This window comes from Glycomyces sambucus (genome assembly GCF_900102815.1).
In the GTDB taxonomy this organism is placed as follows: domain Bacteria; phylum Actinomycetota; class Actinomycetes; order Mycobacteriales; family Micromonosporaceae; genus Glycomyces; species Glycomyces sambucus.
Genome location: NZ_FNGF01000007.1, coordinates 117,658 through 138,734, shown reverse-complemented (window position 1 = coordinate 138,734; position 21,077 = coordinate 117,658). Strand labels below are relative to the sequence as shown.

Below are 21,077 nucleotides of genomic sequence, written 5' to 3'. Positions count from 1 at the left end.
CGCTCGAAGCAGGCGCGGGGATCCAGCCCCGCGCCATCCCAGGAAGAGAAGGACACGATGGCTCCCAACAAGAAGGCCGTTGTGACGTTCAAGCTGGAGCTCTCGGGTGGCCAGGCCACCCCGGCTCCGCCGGTGGGCCCCGCCCTCGGTCAGCACGGCGTCAACATCATGGAGTTCTGCAAGGCGTACAACGCGGCCACCGAGGCCCAGCGCGGCGAAGTCGTCCCCGCTGAGATCACGGTGTACGAGGACCGCTCGTTCACGTTCGTCCTCAAGACCCCGCCGGCCGCCAAGCTCCTGCTCAAGGCCGCGGGCGTCCCCAAGGGCTCGGGCGAGCCGCACCGCGTCAAGGTCGGCAAGGTGACCCAGGCCCAGGTGCGCGAGATCGCGGAGAAGAAGCTCCCCGACCTCAACGCCAACGACCTCGACGCCGCGTCGCTCATCGTCGCCGGCACCGCCCGCTCCATGGGCATCACGGTCGAGGGCTAAGAGCTCCACCCAACGTCGCCGGTCCGCCGGCACCGAACCCAGTGGCAGGGCGCGCGCCGCCCTCACCACGACATCCGAAGGATGAACATGAAGCGCAGCAAGAAGTACCAAGACCTGCTCAAGAAGGTCGACCGGACGCAGCTCTACGCGCCGGCCGAGGCGACCGGTCTCGCCAAGGAGACCTCGCCCACCAAGTTCGACGCCACCGTCGAGGTCGCCCTGCGCCTCGGCGTCGACCCCCGCCAGGCCGACCAGCTGGTCCGCGGCACCGTCTCCCTGCCCCACGGCACCGGTAAGACCGTCCGCGTCATCGTCTTCGCCGAGGGCGACAAGGCCGAGGCCGCCGTGGCCGCCGGCGCCGACGAGGTCGGCTCCGACGAGCTCGTCAAGCGGATCTCCGAGGGCTGGCTCGAATTCGACGCCGCCGTCGCCACTCCCGACCAGATGGCCAAGATCGGCCGGATCGCGCGGATCCTGGGCCCGCGCGGCCTCATGCCGAACCCGAAGACGGGCACCGTCACGCCCGACGTCGCCAAGGCCGTCACCGAGATCAAGGCCGGCAAGATCGCGTTCCGCGTCGACAAGCACGCGAACCTGCACCTGCCGATCGGCAAGACCAGCTTCTCGGCCGAGCAGCTCGCGGAGAACTACAGCGCGGCCCTCGAAGAGGTCCAGCGGCTGAAGCCCGCCAGCTCCAAGGGCGTGTACATCAAGAAGTCGGTCATCTCGACCACCATGGGCCCGGGCATCCCGGTCGACCCGCAGGCGGTCAAGATCAAGTAGCGCTCGCAGAGTGTGACGCAGCCCCGGTGCAGGACTCCTGCGCCGGGGCTGTCGCGTATGCGCTGGTACGCTTGCGGCAACAACCCATAGACCGTTCGGCCACCGCCTCGCGCGGTTGTAAACCTCCGGGGACCGACGTAGGGCGACTACTCGAAGCGACCATGGTGCGGGCTCCGGCCCGAAGGTCCCAGTGATGAGGCGTCCGCGAGGGCGCCTTTTTTTGTCGCCTCCGCACGGTTGTGGATTGACCAGCCGAGAAAGGAGGGAAACATGGCTGACAGGGAATACCCGGCGGGTAAGACGACCGCCATCGCCGAGCTCGCCGACGAGTTCTCCAGCGCGACCGCCACGGTGCTCACCGAGTACCGCGGCCTGACCGTTGCCGAACTGCGCGAGCTCCGGCGTTCCCTCGGCGAGGGGACGCGTTACCGCGTTGCCAAGAACACCCTCGCCAAGCGCGCCGCCACCCAGGCCGGCGTGACCGGTCTGGACGACCTGTTCACCGGCCCGACCGCGATCACCTTCATCGAAGGCGACCCGGTCGAGGCGGCCAAGGGCCTCCGCGCGTTCGCGAAGTCCCACGAGGCCCTGGTGATCAAGGGCGGGTTCATGGAGGGCAAGGCCCTCTCCGTCGACGAGATCAACAAGCTCGCCGACCTCGAATCCCGCGAGGTGCTGCTGGCCAAGCTCGCCGGTGCGCTCAAGGCCACCGCGCAGAAGGCCGTCGCCGTCGTCGCCGCCCCCGCAGGGCAGGTGGCGCGACTCGGTGCCGCGCTCCAGGACAAGAAAGCGGCCGCAGGGGAGTAGTCCCCCGCAGGTCCGAGACTTTAGGAAAGGAAACACACCATGGCTAAGCTGTCCACCGAAGAGCTGCTCGAGCAGTTCGAGGGCATGACCCTGCTCGAGGTCTCCGAGTTCGTCAAGGCGTTCGAGGAGAAGTTCGACGTCACCGCCGCCGCCCCCGTCGCCGTGGCCGCTGCCGGCCCCGCCGCCGGCGGCGAGGAGGCCGCTGTCGAGAAGGACACGTTCGACGTGGTCCTCGAGTCGGCCGGCGAGTCGAAGATCAAGGTCATCAAGGAGGTGCGCGCCCTCACCGGGCTCGGCCTCAAGGAGGCCAAGGAGCTCGTCGAGAGCGCCCCCAAGGCCGTCGTCGAGGGTGCGAAGAAGGAAGACGCCGAGAAGGCCAAGGAGGCCCTCGAAGGCGCCGGCGCCACCGTCTCGCTCAAGTAGTCCTCGGACTGCATCTGCTCAAGGGGCCTCCCAGCCCTTGGTACGGAACCCGGGGTTCCGCCGCATCGCGCGGCGGGACCCCGGTTTCGTGCCACCTGAGAGATTTTCAGAAGATTCCCCGGAGCCTTGCAACGAAAGCCGCGCACCGACTCGTCTTGCGGGTAGACACACCTGACACGCAAGGAGAACGACGATGCCCGGGAGAAGAGGGGCAGCCGCCGCGATTGGCGCCGCCGCGCTGCTGGCGACCACCGCCGGCTGCGGGATGCTCGGCCTCGGCGGCGAGGACGAGAAGTCCGATGAGGACCGCCTCGTCGAGATGGTCAACGAGAGCAACCGGATCGAAGCCGAGTTGGCCAGCGCCGAGTTCCGGGTCGTCGAGCAGTGCCTGGAGGAGCAGGGGTACACCGTCCACGACCCCTGGATGCTCCAGCCCTACGAGAGCCCCGAGCAGGAGTCGCTCACCGAGTACTACCCCCACGAGTCCTTCCTCGTCGACGCCGAGGAGGCCGCCGAGTACGGCTTCGGCCAGTGGGCCAACAGCCCCGACGGCTGGGAGGACCCGGCCACCGAGGACTACTGGGCCGCCGAGGAGGAGGAGTACCAGGAGGACGGCTGGGAGGAGCCGGACACCACCGACTGGGACGCCCTCGAGCCCGAGGAGCAGTACGGCTGGTACGTCGCCTACCAGGGCCAGGAGTACGCCGAGTGGCAGTACGGCTCGGCCCAGGACTACGCCGACATGATGTCCGGCGAGGGCGAGTTCGCCGAGGAGGAGGTCGTCGAGGGCGAGGAGTCCGCCGAGGGCGAGATCGACGTCGAAGAGGACATGGAGCCCGAGCCCAAGCCGGGCGGCTGCCAGCTCGAGATGATCGAGGCCCTCTGGGGCGAGCCCACGCTGACCGAGGACACCTGGGAGGGCGAGGGCGGCGCCGAGGAGTCGTACTCCTACTGGACCTACCGTCCCGAGAACCCCACCTGGGGCGACGAGACCATGTGGGAGGACATCGAACTCGAGTACGGCGACAAGATGGTCGACCTCCAGACCGAGCTCGTCGACTGCATCAGCGCCCGCGGCTACGAGGGCTGGGAGTTCGACCAGTACAACTCGCTGCCGGTGTGGGAGTTCTTCGGCACGCTGTACTACCAGAACGCCACCGAGGAGGAGAAGGACATGATGGTCGGCGACTCCGACGCGGAGGTCCCGCCGATCCCGGACGCCGCCGGCACCACCTACGAGGAGTGGAAGGCGTACGAGATCCAGACGGCCGTCGACTTCGCCGAGTGCGGTGAGGAGACCGGGTACGCCGACGCCTCCGAGAAGGCGTACGCCGAGGTCCACGTCGAGGCCTATGCGGCCATCGAGCAGGACGTGTACGGCTGGCAGGAGGAGATGAACGACGCCATCACCAAGGCCCAGGAGCTCCTGGACGCCTAGCGGGCACCGTTCGAACGAAGACCACCTCTCTATCGGGGAAAAATGGCCCGGGTCGCGCAGATGGGGCGCGGCCCGGGCCGCTCCGTTCCCTTGGGGCGGTTCGCGACAGGGTTTGGGGCGCGGCCGGGCAACCGGCACGGCTCCGGCGGGCGTATCAGGGGGCGCACCCGACCTGAGGAGCGAAGACCCATGACACAGCGGACCCGCATCGCGGGGTTCCTGGCCGCCGCCGCGGCGCTCGCCCTGAGCGCCTGCACCGCTTCCGAGAGCAGCGGCGACCCGACCGAGCAGCCCGAGGAGGCGGTGGCCCTCACCGACCTCGTCAACGAGAACCGCCGCCTGGAATCCGACCTGGCCGACGCCGAACTGCGCCTCGCCGAGGCGTGCCTGGAGGACGGCGGCCTCACTGTCCACGACCGGTACGTCCTGTGGCCGAACGAGATCGCGGAGCAGGAGCTGCTGGTCGAGACCTACCCCTACGACGACTTCCTCCCCGACGCCGACGTGGCGGCCCGGTGGGGCTTCGGCCAGTGGCTCACCACCCCCGAGGGGTCCGAGTCCGACGAGGCCGAGGAGTACAAGACCGCGGTCTACGGCGAGGACCACGTCGAGGAGGAGCCCGACAACTCCGAGTGGGACGGCCTCTCCGCCGAGGAGCAGGACGCCTGGTACGCCGCCTACTACGGCCCCGAGTACGCCGAGTTCCGCTCCGGCGCCCTCGGCGGGAACCCGTCGGGCGACGGGGCCGGCGACCCGCCCGCGCCCGGCGGCTGCCTCCTGTCGGTGGTCGAGGGGCTGTACGGCCCGGTCGGCGGCGACTACGAGGGCCCGTCGGACCTGCGGCCCCAGGACCCCACCGACACCGGCGACTTCGACGCCCTCCGCGCCGACTACCGGGACCTGACCGCCGACGCCGAGACCGCCTTCCTCGACTGCCTGGCCGCGAAGGACCGCGGCATGTGGGAGTTCAACGAGCTCGCGGGCCTGCCCCTGTCCGAGTACTTCTACAACGCCTACTTCCGCGACCGCCCCGACTTCGAGGCCCTGCACCCGGACACCGGCGAGATCCCCGAGCCGCCCGGCGACCTCGGCGGCGACTACGCGAGCGTCTACGAGTTCGAGGTCGCCACCGCCGTCGACTTCACCGCCTGCGGTGAGGAGAGCGGCTACCGCGAGGCCGCGACCGCCGCTTGGGACCAGGTCCAGACCGGGTACTACACGGACCTGGAGGACGAGATGTTCGCCTACCAGGACGCCATGCGCGCGGCCCTCGGACGGGCGCAGGACCTGCTCGGCGCCTGAGGAGGGGCCTGAGAGAAAACCCGGCTGAGCCCGCGTCACCTTCACGGCGCGGGCTCGTTGTACAGGTGAGGCGGCTCGGCCGCCGAAGGTGCACGTGCGCGGGACGCCGCATCACGGCCGGGGCCCGTTCCCGGCCGCGGGCGACGCAAGGCGTCCCGCGCCCGCACCGAACGACCGGCCCGGCCCGCTTCGCGACACGCCCGGGCCCGGGCCGATCGCGCGGCCCGCCGCCCTTGCCCGGCGGCGGCCGCCGCGCCCGCCCTCCATACCGGCCGCCGTGCCCGCTGCGCTGGGGCTCGCCCGCCCGCGCGGCCCCGCGCCGCCCGCCCGTCCGGCGCGCTCGGCGCGCCCGGGCCGAAGGGGCGCATCCGGGCGAATTAGACGCCTGACTTGACGAAGTGTGACTTGATCCTGCAAACTAGTTCCTCAAGCGCCACTCCGTGGCGTGCGCAACGCCCCCGTGTCCCGGATCTCCTCCGGACGCTGCGGGAGCGGGCGGATACGGGCCGCGAGCGGCGGTCCGGAGGCAGGACAGCACTGACGGTCCCCGCGGGGACCGGCCCAGGACCGGGAGGGACTTCGGCAGCCAGAGAGATGGTCGTCACCACTTACCCCGCCGCACGGTGGGGCAGTTGACAGTCTGCCGGAGTGTACGCTAGGGTAATAATTTGCGCTGCCTCCTTCACGCCTTCTTGACGCGGTGAGGGTCGCGGACGGTGGGGATTCCAGGCTATCGACCAACGTGCAACGCCATGCTCTTCGGCATGTCGTTCATTCGGTGCCCGTTTCCGGCTGTCCACGTCGATCCCGCATCGATGCGGTGACTGTGGCATGCGCCGGCCGTCGTAACACTCAGGTCCTCGGAAGGACGAATCTTGGCAGCTTCCCGCACTGGCAAGACCAGCTCCAGCAAGAGCAAGCACGCACCTCGCCGCATCTCGTTCGGCAGGATCGAAGAGAAACTCGAAGTCCCGAACCTTCTGGCGCTCCAGACCGATTCGTTCGACTGGCTCGTCGGCAACGAGACCTACCGCGCCCGGGTGGGCGAAGACGCAGTCAGCGGCCTCGACGAGATCCTCGAGGAGATCAGCCCGATCGAGGACTTCTCGGGCACCATGAGCCTGTCCTTCTCCAACCCTCGCTTCGACGAGGTCAAGGCCCCCATCGAGGAGTGCCGCGAGAAGGACCTCACGTACTGCGCCCCGCTGTTCGTCACGGCGGAGTTCATCAACCACACCACCGGCGAGATCAAGAGCCAGACGGTCTTCATGGGCGACTTCCCCATGATGACCCCGAAGGGCACCTTCATCGTCAACGGCACCGAGCGCGTGGTCGTCTCGCAGCTCGTCCGCTCGCCCGGCGTGTACTTCGACAAGCAGCCCGACAAGACCTCGGACCGCGACCTGACCAGCGCGAAGGTCATTCCCGGCCGCGGCGCGTGGCTCGAGTTCGACGTGGACAAGCGCGAGACCGTCGGCGTGCGCGTCGACCGCAAGCGCCGCCAGGCCGTGACCGTGCTGCTCAAGGCCATCGGCTGGGACAACGACCGCATCCGCGAGCGCTTCGGCTGGTCCGAGCTCATGATGGCGACCCTGGAGAAGGACACCATCAACTCGCAGGACGAGGCCCTGCTCGACATCTACCGCAAGCTCCGCCCGGGCGAGCCGCCGACGAAGGACAACGCGCAGTCGCTGCTGGAGAACCTGTTCTTCAACAAGAAGCGCTACGACCTCGCCAAGGTCGGCCGGTACAAGGTCAACAAGAAGTTCGGCCTCGACCACCCGATCTCGACCGGCGTCCTCACCGAGGACGACCTCGCGTCGACGATCGAGTTCATGCTGCGCCTGCACTCGGCCGAGCCGGGCTACGCGCCCGACGACATCGACCACTTCGGCAACCGCCGCCTGCGCACCGTCGGCGAGCTCATCCAGAACCAGATCCGGGTGGGCCTCTCCCGCATGGAGCGCGTCGTGCGCGAGCGGATGACGACCCAGGACGTCGAGGCGATCACGCCGCAGACCCTGATCAACATCCGCCCCGTCGTGGCCGCGATCAAGGAGTTCTTCGGGACCTCGCAGCTGTCGCAGTTCATGGACCAGGTCAACCCGATCACGGGCCTGACCCACCGCCGCCGCCTCTCGGCGCTCGGCCCGGGCGGCCTGTCCCGCGACCGCGCCGCCATGGACGTGCGCGACGTGCACCCGTCGCACTACGGCCGCATGTGCCCGATCGAGACGCCGGAAGGCCCGAACATCGGCCTCATCGGCGCCATGTCGACCTTCGCCCGCGTCAACCCGTTCGGCTTCATCGAGACGCCGTACCGCAAGGTCGTCGACGGCAAGGTCAGCGACCAGATCGACTACCTGACCGCCGACGAGGAGGACCGCTACACCATCGCGCAGGCGAACCAGCTCCTGCACGAGGACGGCTCCTTCGTCGACGTCCAGATCCTCGCCCGCGGCCGCCACGGCGGCGAGGCCGAGCTCCTGTCCGCCGGCGAGATCGACTACATGGACGTCTCGCCGCGCCAGATGACCTCGGTCGCCACCGCGCTGGTGCCGTTCCTGGAGCACGACGACGCCAACCGCGCCCTCATGGGCGCGAACATGCAGCGCCAGGCCGTGCCGCTCATCAAGACCGACTCGCCGCTGGTGGGCACCGGCATGGAGTACCGCGCCGCGGTCGACGCCGGCGACGTGGTCGTCGCCGAGGCCGACGGCACCGTCGAGGACTCCAGCGCCGACTACATCACCATCTCGCAGGACAACGGCATGCGCCGCACCTACCTGCTGCACAAGTTCCGCCGCTCCAACGCGGGCTCGTGCATCAACCAGGTGCCCCTCGTCACCGAGGGCGAGCGCGTCGAGGCCGGCCAGCCGATCGCCGACGGCCCCTCGACCGACAAGGGCGAGATGGCCCTCGGCAAGAACCTGCTGGTCGCGTTCACGACCTGGGAGGGCCAGAACTTCGAGGACGCCATCGTGCTCTCCTCGCGCCTGGTCGAAGAGGACGTGCTCACCTCGATCCACATCGACGAGCACGAAGTGGACGCCCGCGACACCAAGCTCGGTCCGGAGGAGATCACCCGGGACATCCCGAACGTCGGCGAGGAGATGCTCTCCGACCTGGACGACCGCGGGATCATCCGGATCGGCGCCGAGGTCGAGGACGGCGACATCCTCGTCGGCAAGGTCACGCCCAAGGGCGAGACCGAGCTGACCCCGGAGGAGCGCCTGCTCCGCGCCATCTTCGGCGAGAAGGCCCGCGAGGTCCGCGACACGTCGCTGAAGGTCCCGCACGGCGAGGCCGGCACGGTCATCGGCGTCCGCACCTTCAGCCGCGAGGACGGCGACGAGCTGTCCCCGGGCGTGAACGAGCTGGTCCGCGTGTACATCGCCCAGAAGCGCAAGATCGGCGTCGGCGACAAGCTCGCCGGCCGCCACGGCAACAAGGGCGTCATCTCCAAGGTGGTGCCGCAGGAGGACATGCCGTTCCTGCCGGACGGCACGCCGATCGACATCCTGCTCAACCCGCTGGGCGTCCCGGGCCGCATGAACATCGGCCAGGTACTGGAGGTCCACCTGGGCTGGGCGGCCAAGACGGGCTGGAAGCTGGAGGGCTTCGACGAGGCCTGGCAGCAGGCCCTCAAGGCCATCGGCGCCGACGAGGCCCCGGCCGACTCGAAGGTGGGGACGCCGGTGTTCGACGGCGCCCACCCCGACGAGGTCCAGGGCGTCCTGGCGAGCACGCTGCCCAACCGCGACGGGATGCGCATGGTCGCCCCGACCGGCAAGGCGCAGCTGTACGACGGCCGCTCCGGCGAGCCGTTCCCGGACCCGATCTCGGTCGGCTACATGTACATCCTGAAGCTCAACCACATGGTCGACGACAAGATCCACGCCCGTTCGACCGGTCCGTACTCGATGATCACCCAGCAGCCGCTCGGCGGCAAGGCCCAGTTCGGCGGCCAGCGCTTCGGTGAGATGGAGTGCTGGGCCATGCAGGCCTACGGCGCCGCGTACGCGCTGCAGGAGCTGCTGACGATCAAGTCCGACGACGTCGTGGGCCGCGTGAAGGTCTACGAGGCGATCGTCAAGGGCGAGAACGTCCCCGAACCGGGCATTCCCGAATCGTTCAAGGTGCTGCTCAAGGAGCTCCAGTCGCTCTGCCTCAACGTGGAGGTGCTGTCCGCCGACGGGCAGGCCATCCAGATGACCGAGAGCGACGACGAGGTCTTCCGCGCGGCTGAGGAGCTCGGGATCGACCTGTCCCACGAAGAGCCCTCGAGCGTGGACTTCGAGAGCGCCTGACGTCGAGTGGGGGCGGCGCGACCGCCGCCCCCGCCTTACGTCTCATCCCATCCTTACAGAAGCAGCACAAGGGGAAGAAGAGTTCAGTGCTCGACGTCAACTTCTTCGACAAGTTGAAGATCGGCCTCGCCACCGCGGAGGACATCCGGCAGTGGTCTCACGGCGAGGTGAAGAAGCCCGAGACCATCAACTACCGGACCCTCAAGCCCGAGAAGGACGGCCTCTTCTGCGAGAAGATCTTCGGTCCGACCCGGGACTGGGAGTGCTACTGCGGCAAGTACAAGCGCATCCGCTTCAAGGGCATCATCTGCGAGCGCTGCGGCGTCGAGGTGACGCGCTCGAAGGTGCGCCGCGAGCGCATGGGCCACATCGAGCTCGCCGCTCCCGTGACCCACATCTGGTACTTCAAGGGCGTCCCCTCGCGCCTGGGCTACCTGCTGGACCTGGCGCCGAAGGACCTCGAGAAGGTCATCTACTTCGCGGCTTACGTCATCACCGCCGTCGACGACGAGGCGCGCCAGCGCGACCTCCCGACGCTGGAGAACGAGATCGTCGCCGAGAAGCGCCACCTCGAGCAGCAGCGCGACGCCGCGATCGAGGAGCGCGCCTCGAAGCTCGAGGCCGACCTGGCCGAGCTGGAGGCCGAGGGCGCCCGCGCCGACGTCCGCCGCAAGGTCAAGGACGGCGGCGAGCGCGAGATGCGCCAGATCCGCGACAAGGCGCAGCGGGAGATCGACCGCCTCGACGAGGTCATGGACACGTTCCGCAAGCTGGACGTGCGCCAGCTCATCGGCGACGAGATGCTCTACCGCGAGCTCCAGCAGCGCTTCGGCGAGTACTACACGGGCGGGATGGGCGCCGAGTCCATCAAGAACCTGCTCGAGAACCTCGACCTCGACGCCGAGACCGTCAACCTGCGCGAGACCATCGCGACGGGCAAGGGGCAGAAGAAGCTCCGCGCGCTCAAGCGCCTGAAGGTTGTGGCCGCGTTCCAGGCCACCGGCAACTCGCCGCTGGGCATGGTCCTCGACTGCGTGCCGGTGATCCCGCCGGAGCTGCGCCCGATGGTGCAGCTCGACGGCGGCCGGTTCGCGACCTCGGACCTCAACGACCTGTACCGCCGCGTCATCAACCGCAACAACCGGCTCAAGCGCCTGATGGACCTCGGTGCGCCCGAGATCATCGTGGCCAACGAGAAGCGCATGCTCCAGGAGTCGGTGGACGCGCTGTTCGACAACGGCCGCCGCGGCCGTCCGGTGACCGGTCCGGGCAACCGCCCGCTCAAGTCGCTCTCCGACATGCTCAAGGGCAAGCAGGGCCGGTTCCGCCAGAACCTGCTCGGCAAGCGCGTCGACTACTCGGGCCGCTCGGTCATCGTGGTCGGCCCGCGCCTGAAGCTGCACCAGTGCGGCCTGCCCAAGCAGATGGCGCTGGAGCTGTTCAAGCCGTTCGTGATGAAGCGCCTGGTGGACCTGAACCACGCGCAGAACATCAAGTCGGCCAAGCGCATGGTCGAGCGCGCGCGCCCGGTCGTGTGGGACGTGCTCGAAGAGGTCATCTCCGAGCACCCGGTCCTGCTCAACCGCGCGCCCACGCTGCACCGCCTCGGCATCCAGGCGTTCGAGCCGCAGCTCGTCGAGGGCAAGGCCATCCAGCTGCACCCGCTGGTGTGCACCGCCTTCAACGCGGACTTCGACGGCGACCAGATGGCCGTGCACGTGCCGCTGTCGGCCGAGGCCCAGGCCGAGGCCCGCATCCTGATGCTGGCGTCGAACAACATCCTCAAGCCCTCGGACGGCAAGCCGGTGGCCCTGCCCACGCAGGACCAGATCATCGGCCTGTACTACCTGACGCACCTCTCCGAGGGGCGCGCGGGCGAGGGCCGGGCGTTCTCGGACGTCGGCGAGGCGCAGATGGCGAAGGACCGCGGCGAGCTGGACCTCCAGGCGCCCATCCGGATCCGCCTGGACGGCATCGAGTCGATCAACAACGGCCCGGGCAAGGACGCGTGGACCGCTCCGGAGGAGTGGACGCCGGGCGAGCCGCTGCTGGTCGAGACGACGCTGGGCCGCGTGTTCTTCAACGAGTGCCTGCCGCCGGACTTCGAGTACGTCAACTACGAGGTCCGCAAGGGCCAGTTGTCGAACATCATCCACGACCTGTCCGAGCACTACTCGAAGGTGCAGCTGGGCGCCTGCCTGGACGCGCTGAAGTCCGCGGGCTTCCGCTGGGCCGGCTGGTCCGGCGTGACCATCGGCATCGAGGACGTCGTTGAGCCGGCCCACAAGGCCGAGATCCTCGAGAAGTACGAGGCCGACTCCGCCAAGATCGACAAGCAGTACATCCGCGGCCTCATGACGGCCGAGGAGCGGCGCGGCGAGCTCACCGAGATCTGGACCAAGGCCACGGCCGAGGTGCTCGACGACCTCAACGAGACGCTCCAGCCGGAGAACCCGCTGTGGCAGATGATCAACTCCGGGGCCCGGGGCAACATGCTCCAGCTCCGCCAGATCGCCGGCATGCGCGGCCTGGTGGCGAACCCGAAGGGCGAGATCATCCCGCGCCCCATCAAGTCCTCGCTCCGCGAGGGCCTGACGGTGCTCGAGTACTTCATCTCGACCCACGGCTCCCGCAAGGGCCTCGCCGACACCGCGCTGCGGACCGCCGACTCGGGTTACCTGACCCGCCGCCTGGTGGACGTGTCGCAGGACGTCATCATCCGCGAGGACGACTGCGGGACCGACCGGGCGCTCGACTTCCAGGTCGGCACCGTCGTGGACGGGCGCTTCATCGTGTCCGACCAGGTCGAGACCGCGATCGACGCCCGGAACCTGGGCGACGACGTCGAGGTCGACGGCAAGGTGCTGCTGGAGCGGAACACGCCGCTGAACTCCGACCACATCGACCAGCTCGTCGCCGCCGGCGTCGAGTCGGTCAAGGTGCGCTCGGTCCTCACCTGCGAGTCCCGCCAGGGCGTGTGCGCGGCCTGCTACGGCCGCTCGATGCCCACGGGCGAGAAGGTGGACCTCGGCGAGGCCGTCGGCATCATCGCGGCCCAGTCGATCGGCGAGCCCGGCACCCAGCTGACGATGCGCACCTTCCACACCGGTGGTGTGGCGGGCGACGACATCACGCAGGGCCTGCCGCGTGTGCAGGAGGTCTTCGAGGCCCGCATCCCCAAGGGCAAGGCGCCGATCGCGGAGGCGAGCGGTACCGTGCGCATCGAGGACGCGGAGAAGAGCCGGAAGATCATCATCACGCCGGACGACGGCTCCGAGGAGATCGTGGTCGACAAGGTGCCGCGCCGTCTGCGCCTGCGCGTGGGCGAGGGCGAGCACGTCGAGGTCGGCGAGAAGCTCGTCGAGGGCACGATCGACCCGCACGAGCTGCTGCGCGTGCTCGGTCCGCGGAAGGTCCAGCGCCACCTGGTGGAGCAGGTCCAGGACGTGTACCGGTCGCAGGGCGTGATGATCCACGACAAGCACATCGAGATCATCGTGCGCCAGATGCTCAAGCGGATCACGATCATCGACTCGGGCACCTCGGAGTTCCTGCCGGGCTCCCTGGTCGACCGCCTCGAGTTCGAGGAGCAGAACCGCAAGATCATCGCCGACGGCGGCGAGCCGGCCTCCGGCCGCCCGCAGCTCATGGGCATCACCAAGGCGTCGCTGGCGACGGAGTCGTGGCTGTCCGCGGCCTCGTTCCAGGAGACGACCCGGGTGCTCACCGAGGCCGCGATCTCCGGCAAGTCCGACTCGCTGGTCGGCCTGAAGGAGAACGTGATCCTCGGCAAGCTGATCCCGGCCGGTACCGGCATCGCCAAGTACCGCAACGTCTCCGTCGAGCCCACCGAGGAGGCCAAGGCCGCGGTCTACTCCCTCGGCGGCTACGAGGAGTCCACCGCGTCGGCCTTCGCCTACGGCGGCGGCCCGGCCGTGAGCCTCGAGGACTCGTACGACCTGGGGACGTTCTAAGCAACACCCGCCGAATCCCGACGGCATGCAAGAACCGGTGGGGCCGGCGGCGCGAAAGCGCCGCCGGCCCCACCGGCGTTTCACGGGCGGAACGATCGTCTCGGGCATGTAGAACATGAGCATGGCGACGATCGAGATTCGCGATGTCCCAGAGGACCTGTACGAACTGCTGGCGGCAGGCGCGGCCCTCTGCGGGATGACGCTGCAGGAGTATCTGCTGGCGCTGCTCGAAACGGCGGCGGCCGACGGCGGCTACGGGGGAGTCGCCGTCACAGGCTGAGGCAGAGCCGGAGATCGGCGTCGACGCGGGCGAGCAGCTCGGCGTTGAGCCCCCCTACCGGGTGAAGGAGCCGTTCGTAGCTGAGCGCCCTGATCTGCTCGGTGAGCGTCTTGGAGTCGGACGCAAGCCCGGTGTCGCTCGCGTAGAGCAGGGTCTGGAACTGCAGGACCCGCTTGATGTTCGTAGTGAGCGGCACGACGGTGATGACGCCGTACTGCAACTCCTCCACGGCTTCGTTGAGCATGTTGTGACTGACGATGATCGCCGGTCGCGCCTTGTTCGCCTCGGCGCCGCGGACGGGTTCGAAGTCGACTTGGTAGATGTCGCCTCTACGCATCGGTGAGACCGTCTCCCACCGTGCTCTCCCAGAGCTCGGAGTCCGGAGACTCCCGCCACTCCTGCATCGCGATCTTGAACTGCTCTTTGAGCTCCGCTTCACGCAGCAGCGCGATGCTGTGCTGCATCGCGGCGGAGCGGGAGGCGATCCCGTGGTCGCGCGCGAAGTTGTCGAGGAAACGGATGTCCTCGTCGGGGATGCTCAGGCTTACTTTCATACTTGTCATCATACCTGTAACTCCTACCTTCAGGTAAACCCTCAAAGGAGGATCCTGAAGGGCGTGTCGAGGGTGTGTCATGTCACGTGTATCGGTGGGCCATAGGATGGCCCGGTGACGCAGGTGCAGCAGGGGGTCAGGCATCCGGACGATCCGGAGCCGGTGGAGTCCACGAAAGTGGTGGCGGCCAGGATGCTGGCGGGGGTCGGGGCGGCGCTGTCGGTCTTCGTCGGGGGCGTGATCCCGGCGGTGATCGCGCTCATGCTCGCCCGCCAGGCCGAGGCCGACATCCGCGCCTCCGAGGGCTTCCTCCTGGGCGCCTCGCGCCTCCCCGCGATCAGGCGCACCGCCTGGACCGCGATCGGGATCGCCGGCGCCGTTGCGGTTGCGGCGCTGCTGCTGTGGGTACTCGCGATGGCGCGGGCGTCGGGCCAGGCGCCCTACGGCGGCGACGTCGCCTGACGTCCCGGGGAAGCCCTGGTGAACAAGCACTCCTACCGGCCTCCCCGCGCGGGGCGCGCGCGTCCCGCGAGATAAGATGGCTGCGGTGTGCTTACCGCACCGATCGAACGGGACACCGCCCCCTCGTCCCGGCCTCCGTGACTCTGAACACGGATGCCGCTCGGGACGAAATCGGCTTTGACCTTGTTCGTTAGGGTAGGTAGGCTTCTCCCTTGCGCCTGGACACCGCTTTGAGCGGCATGGTGGCCCTGTCAACTCCGGCAGCTCGGTCCCCGTGAGAGCCAGGCCAGGTTGCGTGCCTGCAAGGCAGCGGGATCTCGGTCCCGCAGGCCGGCGCCATCGGCACGCATCCCTCGCACTGGGGGCTTCGTGAACACGGCTCTTTAGCCGGTCTCCGAGGAGATCGCTTCACGAACGCGTCTGAACTCGCACTCTGGCGGACTTCGGTCTGCCGGGCCGCGGGTATGGGTCCGGAGAGACGCGACACGCCCGAACGCGGGGGACGGGAACCCACGGCACCTGAGCTGCACTTCCGTGCGGCTCGAACGTGGGGGACAGATGGCGCCGACACAGGAATACGCAACCGTCGACTGTTGAGAGGGGTCCGCCTAGTGCCGACTATCCAGCAGCTGGTCCGCAAAGGCCGCCAGGCCAAGACCAGCAAGAACAAGACGCCCGCGCTGAAGGGCTCGCCGCAGGCCCGCGGCGTGTGCACGCGCGTGTACACCACCACGCCCAAGAAGCCGAACTCGGCGATGCGCAAGGTCGCCCGCGTGCGGCTCATGAACGGCACCGAGGTCACCGCCTACATCCCGGGCGTCGGCCACAACCTCCAGGAGCACTCGATCGTGCTGGTCCGCGGCGGCCGTGTCCGCGACCTCCCCGGTGTGCGCTACAAGATCATCCGCGGCGCGCTGGACACCCAGGGCGTCCGCGACCGCAAGCAGGCCCGCAGCCGCTACGGCGCGAAGAAGGAGAAGTAGGCATGCCGCGTAAAGGTCCCGCGCCGCGCCGGCCGCTTACCGCCGACCCGGTCTACAACTCGGTGCTCGTCACCCAGCTCATCAACAAGGTGCTCAAGGACGGCAAGCGCCGCCTCGCCGAGCGCATCGTCTACGAGGCGCTCGAGAACTGCCGCCAGAAGGCCGACTCGGACCCCGTGGTGATCCTCAAGCGCGCCCTCGACAACGTCAAGCCGACCCTCGAGGTCCGCTCCCGCCGCGTCGGCGGCGCGACCTACCAGGTCCCGGTCGACGTCCGTCCGCAGCGCGCCACCACCCTCGGTCTCCGCTGGCTCGTGGGCTACTCCCGCGACCGCCGCGAGAAGAGCATGGTCGAGCGCCTGACGAACGAGATCCTCGACGCTTCGAACGGCCTCGGCGCCGCGGTCAAGAAGCGCGAGGACACCCACAAGATGGCCGATTCCAACAAGGCGTTCGCGCACTACCGCTGGTAGTGAGAAGGAGACATCGTGGCTAACAAGGCCAACGCGGAACTCGCCAAGCTCCGCAACATCGGCATCATGGCCCACATCGATGCCGGTAAGACCACCACCACTGAGCGCATCCTGTACTACACCGGCGTGTCGCACAAGATCGGTGAGGTCCACGACGGCGCCGCCACGATGGACTGGATGGAGCAGGAGCAGGAGCGTGGCATCACCATCACCTCCGCTGCCACCAAGTGCGAGTGGGACGACCACACCATCCAGATCATCGACACGCCCGGCCACGTCGACTTCACCGTCGAGGTGGAGCGTTCGCTGCGCGTGCTCGACTCCGCGATCGCCGTCTACGACGGCGTGGCCGGCGTGGAGCCGCAGACCGAGAACGTGTGGCGCCAGGCGAACAAGTACAACGTCCCGCGCATGTGCTTCGTCAACAAGCTCGACCGCACCGGTGCGAACTTCTTCCGCTGCGTCGAGATGATGCAGGACCGCCTCAACTCCAACACCGCGGTGATCCAGCTCCCGATCGGGAACGAGGCCGACTTCATCGGCGTCGTCGACCTGGTCGAGATGCACGCCAAGGTGTGGCGCGGCGAGACCGGTCTCGGCGAGGAGTACACCGTCGAGGAGATCCCCGCGGATCTGGCCGACCAGGCCGCCGAGTACCGCGAGAAGCTCATGGAGACCCTCTCCGACGTCGACGACGCGTTCGCCGAGCGCTTCCTCGAGGGCGAGGACATCTCCGTCGCCGATGTCAAGGCCGCGATCCGCAAGGCCACCATCGCGAACGAGATCAACCCGGTGCTCTGCGGCACCGCGTTCAAGAACAAGGGCGTCCAGCCCCTGCTCGACGCGGTCGTGGACTACCTGCCGAGCCCGCTCGACATCCCGGCTATCCAGGGGACCCTCACCGACAACGAGACCCCCGCCGAGCGCCACGCGGACGTCGAGGAGCCCTTCGCCGGCCTGGCCTTCAAGATCCAGACCGACAAGCACCTCGGCCGCCTCACCTACGTCCGGATCTACTCCGGCACGGTGGAGTCCGGCACCCAGGTCATCAACTCGACCAAGGGCCGCAAGGAGCGCGTCGGCAAGATCTACCAGATGCACGCGAACAAGCGCGAAGAGCGCTCGGACGCGCAGGCCGGCGACATCATCGCGGTGCAGGGCCTCAAGGCCACCACCACCGGTGACACGCTGAGCGACTCGAACGACCAGGTCATCCTGGAGTCGATGGTCTTCCCCGAGCCGGTGATCGACGTGGCCATCGAGCCCAAGTCGAAGGCCGACCAGGACAAGCTGGCCACCGCCATCCAGCGACTCGCCGAGGAGGACCCGACCTTCCGGGTCAAGACCGACGAGGACTCCGGTCAGACGATCATCTCCGGCATGGGCGAGCTGCACCTCGACATCCTGGTCGACCGCATGAAGCGGGAGTTCAACGTCGAGGCCAACATCGGCAAGCCGCAGGTGGCCTACCGCGAGACCATCACGCAGCGCGTCGAGAAGGTCGAGTACCTGCACAAGAAGCAGACCGGCGGTTCCGGTCAGTTCGCGCGGGTGCTCATCAACCTCGAGCCGCTCGAGATGAAGTCGAACGAGGACCAGGTCTTCGCCTTCGACGACAAGATCAGCGGGGGTCGCATCCCGCGCGAGTACATCCCGTCGGTCAAGGCCGGCGCGGAGTCCGCGATGCCGGACGGCGTCCTGGCGGGCTTCCCGCTCGTGGGCGTGAAGATGGAACTGATCGACGGTCAGTACCACGAGGTCGACTCCTCGGAGATGGCCTTCAAGATCGCGGGTCGGATGGCGCTGAAGGAGGCCGCGAAGCGGGCTCGTCCGGTGCTGCTCGAGCCGATGATGGCCGTCGAGGTCATCTGCCCTGAGGACAACATGGGCGATGTCATCGGCGACATCAACTCCCGTCGCGGCATGGTCCAGGAGATGGGCGAGCGGGGCAACGACCGCACGGTCAAGGCCGTCGTGCCGCTGTCGGAGATGTTCGGTTACGTCGGCGACCTGCGGTCGAAGACGGCCGGGCGCGCGAACTACTCGATGCAGTTCGACACCTACGCCGAAGTCCCGACGAACGTCGCCAAGGAGATCATCGCCAAGGCGACAGGCGAGTAAGCGGCTCCCCGCCCGAGCCTGGGCGGGACCGCTGACCACCTGTTGCCAGCAGAGGTGCTGAGTTCCAACGCGACGCAATAGGTCAGATAAGTCAAACCAGATTTACCCAGTCCACAGGAGGACGAAGTGGCAAAGGCCAAGTTCGAGCGGAACAAGCCGCACGTCAACATCGGTACGCTCGGTCACGTCGACCACGGCAAGACCACGCTCACCGCGGCGATCACCAAGGTCCTGCACGACAAGTTCCCGGACCTGAACCCGTACACGCCGTTCGACGAGATCGACAACGCTCCCGAGGAGCGCCAGCGCGGTATCACCATCTCGATCTCGCACGTCGAGTACCAGACCGAGGCGCGTCACTACGCGCACGTCGACTGCCCCGGGCACGCCGACTACATCAAGAACATGATCACCGGCGCGGCCCAGATGGACGGCGCGATCCTGGTCGTGTCCGCCGCCGACGGCCCCATGCCGCAGACCCGCGAGCACGTCCTGCTCGCCCGCCAGGTCGGCGTTCCCTACGTCGTGGTGGCGCTCAACAAGTCCGACATGGTCGACGACGAGGAGATCCTCGAGCTCGTCGAGATGGAGGTCCGCGAGCTGCTGTCCGACCAGGGCTTCCCGGGCGACGACGCGCCGGTGGTCCAGGTCTCCGCGCTGGGCGCCCTCGAGGGCGAGCAGAAGTGGGTCGACGCCGTGGCCGAGCTCATGCAGGCCGTCGACGACTCGGTCCCGGAGCCGGAGCGCGCCACCGACCTGCCGTTCCTCATGCCGATCGAGGACGTCTTCACCATCACGGGCCGCGGCACCGTCGTCACCGGTCGTGTGGAGCGCGGTGTGCTCCTCCCGAACGAGGACGTCGAGATCGTCGGCATCCGCGAGGGCGCCATCACCACCAAGGTGACCGCCATCGAGATGTTCCGCAAGACCCTCGACGACGCGCGCGCCGGTGAGAACGTGGGCCTCCTGCTCCGCGGCACCAAGCGCGAAGAGGTCGAGCGCGGCATGGTCGTCGTCAAGCCCGGTACGACCACCCCGCACACCGACTTCGAGGCCGCGGTGTACATCCTGTCGAAGGACGAGGGCGGTCGCCACACCCCGTTCTTCAACAACTACCGCCCGCAGTTCTACTTCCGCACCACCGACGTGACCGGCGTCGTGACCCTCCCCGAGGGCACCGAGATGGTCATGCCGGGTGACAACACCGACATGAAGGTGGAGCTCATCCAGCCCATCGCCATGGACGAGGGCCTGCTCTTCGCGATCCGCGAGGGCGGCCGCACGGTCGGCTCCGGCCGCGTCACCAAGGTCGTCAAGTAAGACCGCACACCGGGGCGGCCCCGCAACGGGCCGCCCCGGTTCATTCGCCTCCGGACCGCGTCGCCCTGTGACGTCCCGGACGCGGTGAGACCCGCATCCGCGTAACCTGCCCCACTGTTCCCCGACCCCAGCTTGCTGGGCATTCGGGAGACCAGGCATAATATTCAGGTTGCGTTCGCACCAGCGCGCTTTCGACGTGCGCGGTGCTCACGCCCGGCCCGCGGGCCCGAGTAGGCGCTGTTGCTGTGCTGAGAGGGACCGTTCACGACGGGCAGGCGGGCGAGCCAGAAAGGCCGGCAGAGGGCATTCGCGTGCCCGAGCCAGTCTCAAACTCGCGACACGCCCGACCGCGTGGAGCGGTCTGAACAGCCAATTTACGTTAGGTTAGGACACATGGCGGGACAGAAGATCCGCATCAGGCTGAAGGCCTACGACCACGAGGTCGTGGACTCCTCGGCCCGCAAGATCGTGGAGACGGTCACCCGTACCGGTGCTGCCATCTCCGGGCCGGTGCCGCTGCCGACCGAGATCAACCGTTTCTGCGTTATCCGGTCGCCGCACAAGTACAAGGACTCGCGCGAGCACTTCGAGATGCGCACGCACAAGCGCCTCATCGACATCCTCGACCCGACCCCGAAGACGGTCGACTCGTTGATGCGCCTTGACCTCCCGGCCGGCGTCGACATCGAGATCAAGCTGTAGGGGACCAATGGACAGGCAGATCAAGGGAATCCTGGGCACCAAGCTCGGCATGACCCAGGTTTGGGACGAGAACGGCCGCGCCGTTCCCGTCACTGTGGTGCAGGCCGGCCCGAACGTGGTCACCCAGGTCCGCAAGCCCGACGTCGACGGCTACTCGGCCGTCCAGCTGGGCTTCGGCGACATCAAACTCAAGAACGTCACCAAGCCGCTCCAGGGCCACTTCGAGAAGGCCGGTGTCGCTCCGCGGCGCCACCTCGTCGAACTGCGCACCTCGGACGCCGCCGACTACGAGCTCGGCCAGACGATCGAGGCCACGACCTTCACGGCCGGCCAGATCGTCGACGTCACGGGCACCACCAAGGGCAAGGGCTTCGCCGGTGTCATGAAGCGCCACGGCTTCGGCGGTCTCCCCGCCAGCCACGGCGCGCACAAGGTCCACCGCGCCCCCGGTTCCATCGGCGGCTGCGCGACCCCGGGCCGCGTCTTCAAGGGCATGCGCATGGCCGGCCGCCACGGCGGCTCGCGCCACACGACGCAGAACCTGCGCGTCCAGGCGGTCGACGCCGAGCGCGGGCTCCTGCTCATCGTGGGCGCCGTTCCCGGACCCAAGAACGGCCTGGTGCTCGTCCGCTCCGCAGTGAAGCAGGTGGCATAAC

General features: G+C 68.2%; 18 protein-coding genes. 16 read left to right on the top strand and 2 right to left on the bottom strand.

Features of this window, described 5'->3' with window-relative positions:
* The first annotated feature begins 57 nt into the window (after positions 1 to 57).
* The 9 genes from rplK (at position 58) to BLS99_RS26400 (ending at position 13,806) form a co-directional block, all read left to right on the top strand.
* Positions 58 to 489 carry a 50S ribosomal protein L11 gene (gene rplK / locus BLS99_RS20930; protein WP_091053671.1) on the top strand — a complete coding sequence of 144 codons (432 nt, stop codon included), beginning with the start codon at positions 58 to 60 and terminating at the stop codon, positions 487 to 489.
* 87 nt (positions 490 to 576) lie between these two features.
* Positions 577 to 1,272, top strand: a complete 696-nt coding sequence (gene rplA / locus BLS99_RS20925; RefSeq protein WP_091053670.1) for a 50S ribosomal protein L1 — start codon at positions 577 to 579, stop codon at positions 1,270 to 1,272.
* Between the two features lie 270 nt (positions 1,273 to 1,542).
* Complete coding sequence (gene rplJ, locus BLS99_RS20920; protein ID WP_091053669.1) at positions 1,543 to 2,079, top strand: 50S ribosomal protein L10; 537 nt, start codon at positions 1,543 to 1,545, stop codon at positions 2,077 to 2,079.
* 39 nt (positions 2,080 to 2,118) lie between these two features.
* Positions 2,119 to 2,502 (top strand): 50S ribosomal protein L7/L12, encoded by a 384-nt coding sequence (gene rplL, locus BLS99_RS20915; RefSeq protein ID WP_091053668.1) that lies wholly within the window; start codon positions 2,119 to 2,121, stop codon positions 2,500 to 2,502.
* A gap of 193 nt (positions 2,503 to 2,695) precedes the next feature.
* On the top strand, positions 2,696 to 3,940 hold the full coding sequence (locus tag BLS99_RS20910; protein WP_091053667.1) for a hypothetical protein: 1,245 nt from the start codon (positions 2,696 to 2,698) through the stop codon (positions 3,938 to 3,940).
* A gap of 189 nt (positions 3,941 to 4,129) precedes the next feature.
* A complete protein-coding gene (locus BLS99_RS20905) occupies positions 4,130 to 5,242 on the top strand; it encodes a hypothetical protein (RefSeq protein ID WP_091053666.1) in 1,113 nt (370 codons plus the stop codon).
* An 875-nt stretch (positions 5,243 to 6,117) separates the two neighbouring features.
* On the top strand, positions 6,118 to 9,552 hold the full coding sequence (gene rpoB / locus BLS99_RS20900) for a DNA-directed RNA polymerase subunit beta (protein WP_091053665.1): 3,435 nt from the start codon (positions 6,118 to 6,120) through the stop codon (positions 9,550 to 9,552).
* Positions 9,553 to 9,638: 86 nt separating this feature from the next.
* Positions 9,639 to 13,526: a DNA-directed RNA polymerase subunit beta' gene (locus BLS99_RS20895; protein WP_091053664.1), complete on the top strand. Its 3,888-nt coding sequence runs from the start codon at positions 9,639 to 9,641 to the stop codon at positions 13,524 to 13,526.
* A gap of 121 nt (positions 13,527 to 13,647) precedes the next feature.
* Positions 13,648 to 13,806: a hypothetical protein gene (locus tag BLS99_RS26400; RefSeq protein WP_176953465.1), complete on the top strand. Its 159-nt coding sequence runs from the start codon at positions 13,648 to 13,650 to the stop codon at positions 13,804 to 13,806.
* Here BLS99_RS26400 and BLS99_RS20890 read toward each other — a convergent pair.
* Both BLS99_RS20890 and BLS99_RS20885 read right to left on the bottom strand, forming a co-directional pair.
* Positions 13,796 to 14,143, bottom strand: coding sequence for a type II toxin-antitoxin system PemK/MazF family toxin (locus BLS99_RS20890; protein ID WP_091053663.1), 348 nt, complete (start codon positions 14,141 to 14,143; stop codon positions 13,796 to 13,798). The two genes, BLS99_RS26400 and BLS99_RS20890, sit on opposite strands and share 11 nt — an antisense overlap.
* Positions 14,136 to 14,360, bottom strand: coding sequence for a ribbon-helix-helix domain-containing protein (locus BLS99_RS20885; RefSeq protein ID WP_091053836.1), 225 nt, complete (start codon positions 14,358 to 14,360; stop codon positions 14,136 to 14,138). Before BLS99_RS20885 ends, BLS99_RS20890 begins: the two co-directional genes overlap by 8 nt.
* A gap of 114 nt (positions 14,361 to 14,474) precedes the next feature.
* Between BLS99_RS20885 and BLS99_RS20880 the strand changes: the two genes are divergently transcribed.
* The 7 genes from BLS99_RS20880 to rplC all read left to right on the top strand — a co-directional run bounded on the left by BLS99_RS20880 (position 14,475) and on the right by rplC (position 21,076).
* A complete protein-coding gene (locus BLS99_RS20880) occupies positions 14,475 to 14,822 on the top strand; it encodes a hypothetical protein (protein WP_091053662.1) in 348 nt (115 codons plus the stop codon).
* A 611-nt stretch (positions 14,823 to 15,433) separates the two neighbouring features.
* The gene (gene rpsL, locus BLS99_RS20875) at positions 15,434 to 15,805 is read left to right on the top strand and encodes a 30S ribosomal protein S12 (RefSeq protein WP_091053661.1); all 372 of its coding nucleotides are present in this window, start codon (positions 15,434 to 15,436) and stop codon (positions 15,803 to 15,805) included.
* Positions 15,806 to 15,807: 2 nt separating this feature from the next.
* Positions 15,808 to 16,278, top strand: a complete 471-nt coding sequence (rpsG, locus tag BLS99_RS20870) for a 30S ribosomal protein S7 (protein WP_091053660.1) — start codon at positions 15,808 to 15,810, stop codon at positions 16,276 to 16,278.
* Positions 16,279 to 16,344: 66 nt separating this feature from the next.
* The gene (gene fusA / locus BLS99_RS20865) at positions 16,345 to 18,399 is read left to right on the top strand and encodes an elongation factor G (protein WP_218126780.1); all 2,055 of its coding nucleotides are present in this window, start codon (positions 16,345 to 16,347) and stop codon (positions 18,397 to 18,399) included.
* Positions 18,400 to 18,525: 126 nt separating this feature from the next.
* A complete protein-coding gene (tuf, locus tag BLS99_RS20860; RefSeq protein WP_091053658.1) occupies positions 18,526 to 19,719 on the top strand; it encodes an elongation factor Tu in 1,194 nt (397 codons plus the stop codon).
* Positions 19,720 to 20,112: 393 nt separating this feature from the next.
* A complete protein-coding gene (gene rpsJ, locus BLS99_RS20855; RefSeq protein WP_026922761.1) occupies positions 20,113 to 20,421 on the top strand; it encodes a 30S ribosomal protein S10 in 309 nt (102 codons plus the stop codon).
* A gap of 7 nt (positions 20,422 to 20,428) precedes the next feature.
* Positions 20,429 to 21,076: a 50S ribosomal protein L3 gene (gene rplC, locus BLS99_RS20850; RefSeq protein ID WP_091053657.1), complete on the top strand. Its 648-nt coding sequence runs from the start codon at positions 20,429 to 20,431 to the stop codon at positions 21,074 to 21,076.
* Position 21,077 lies beyond the last annotated feature (1 nt).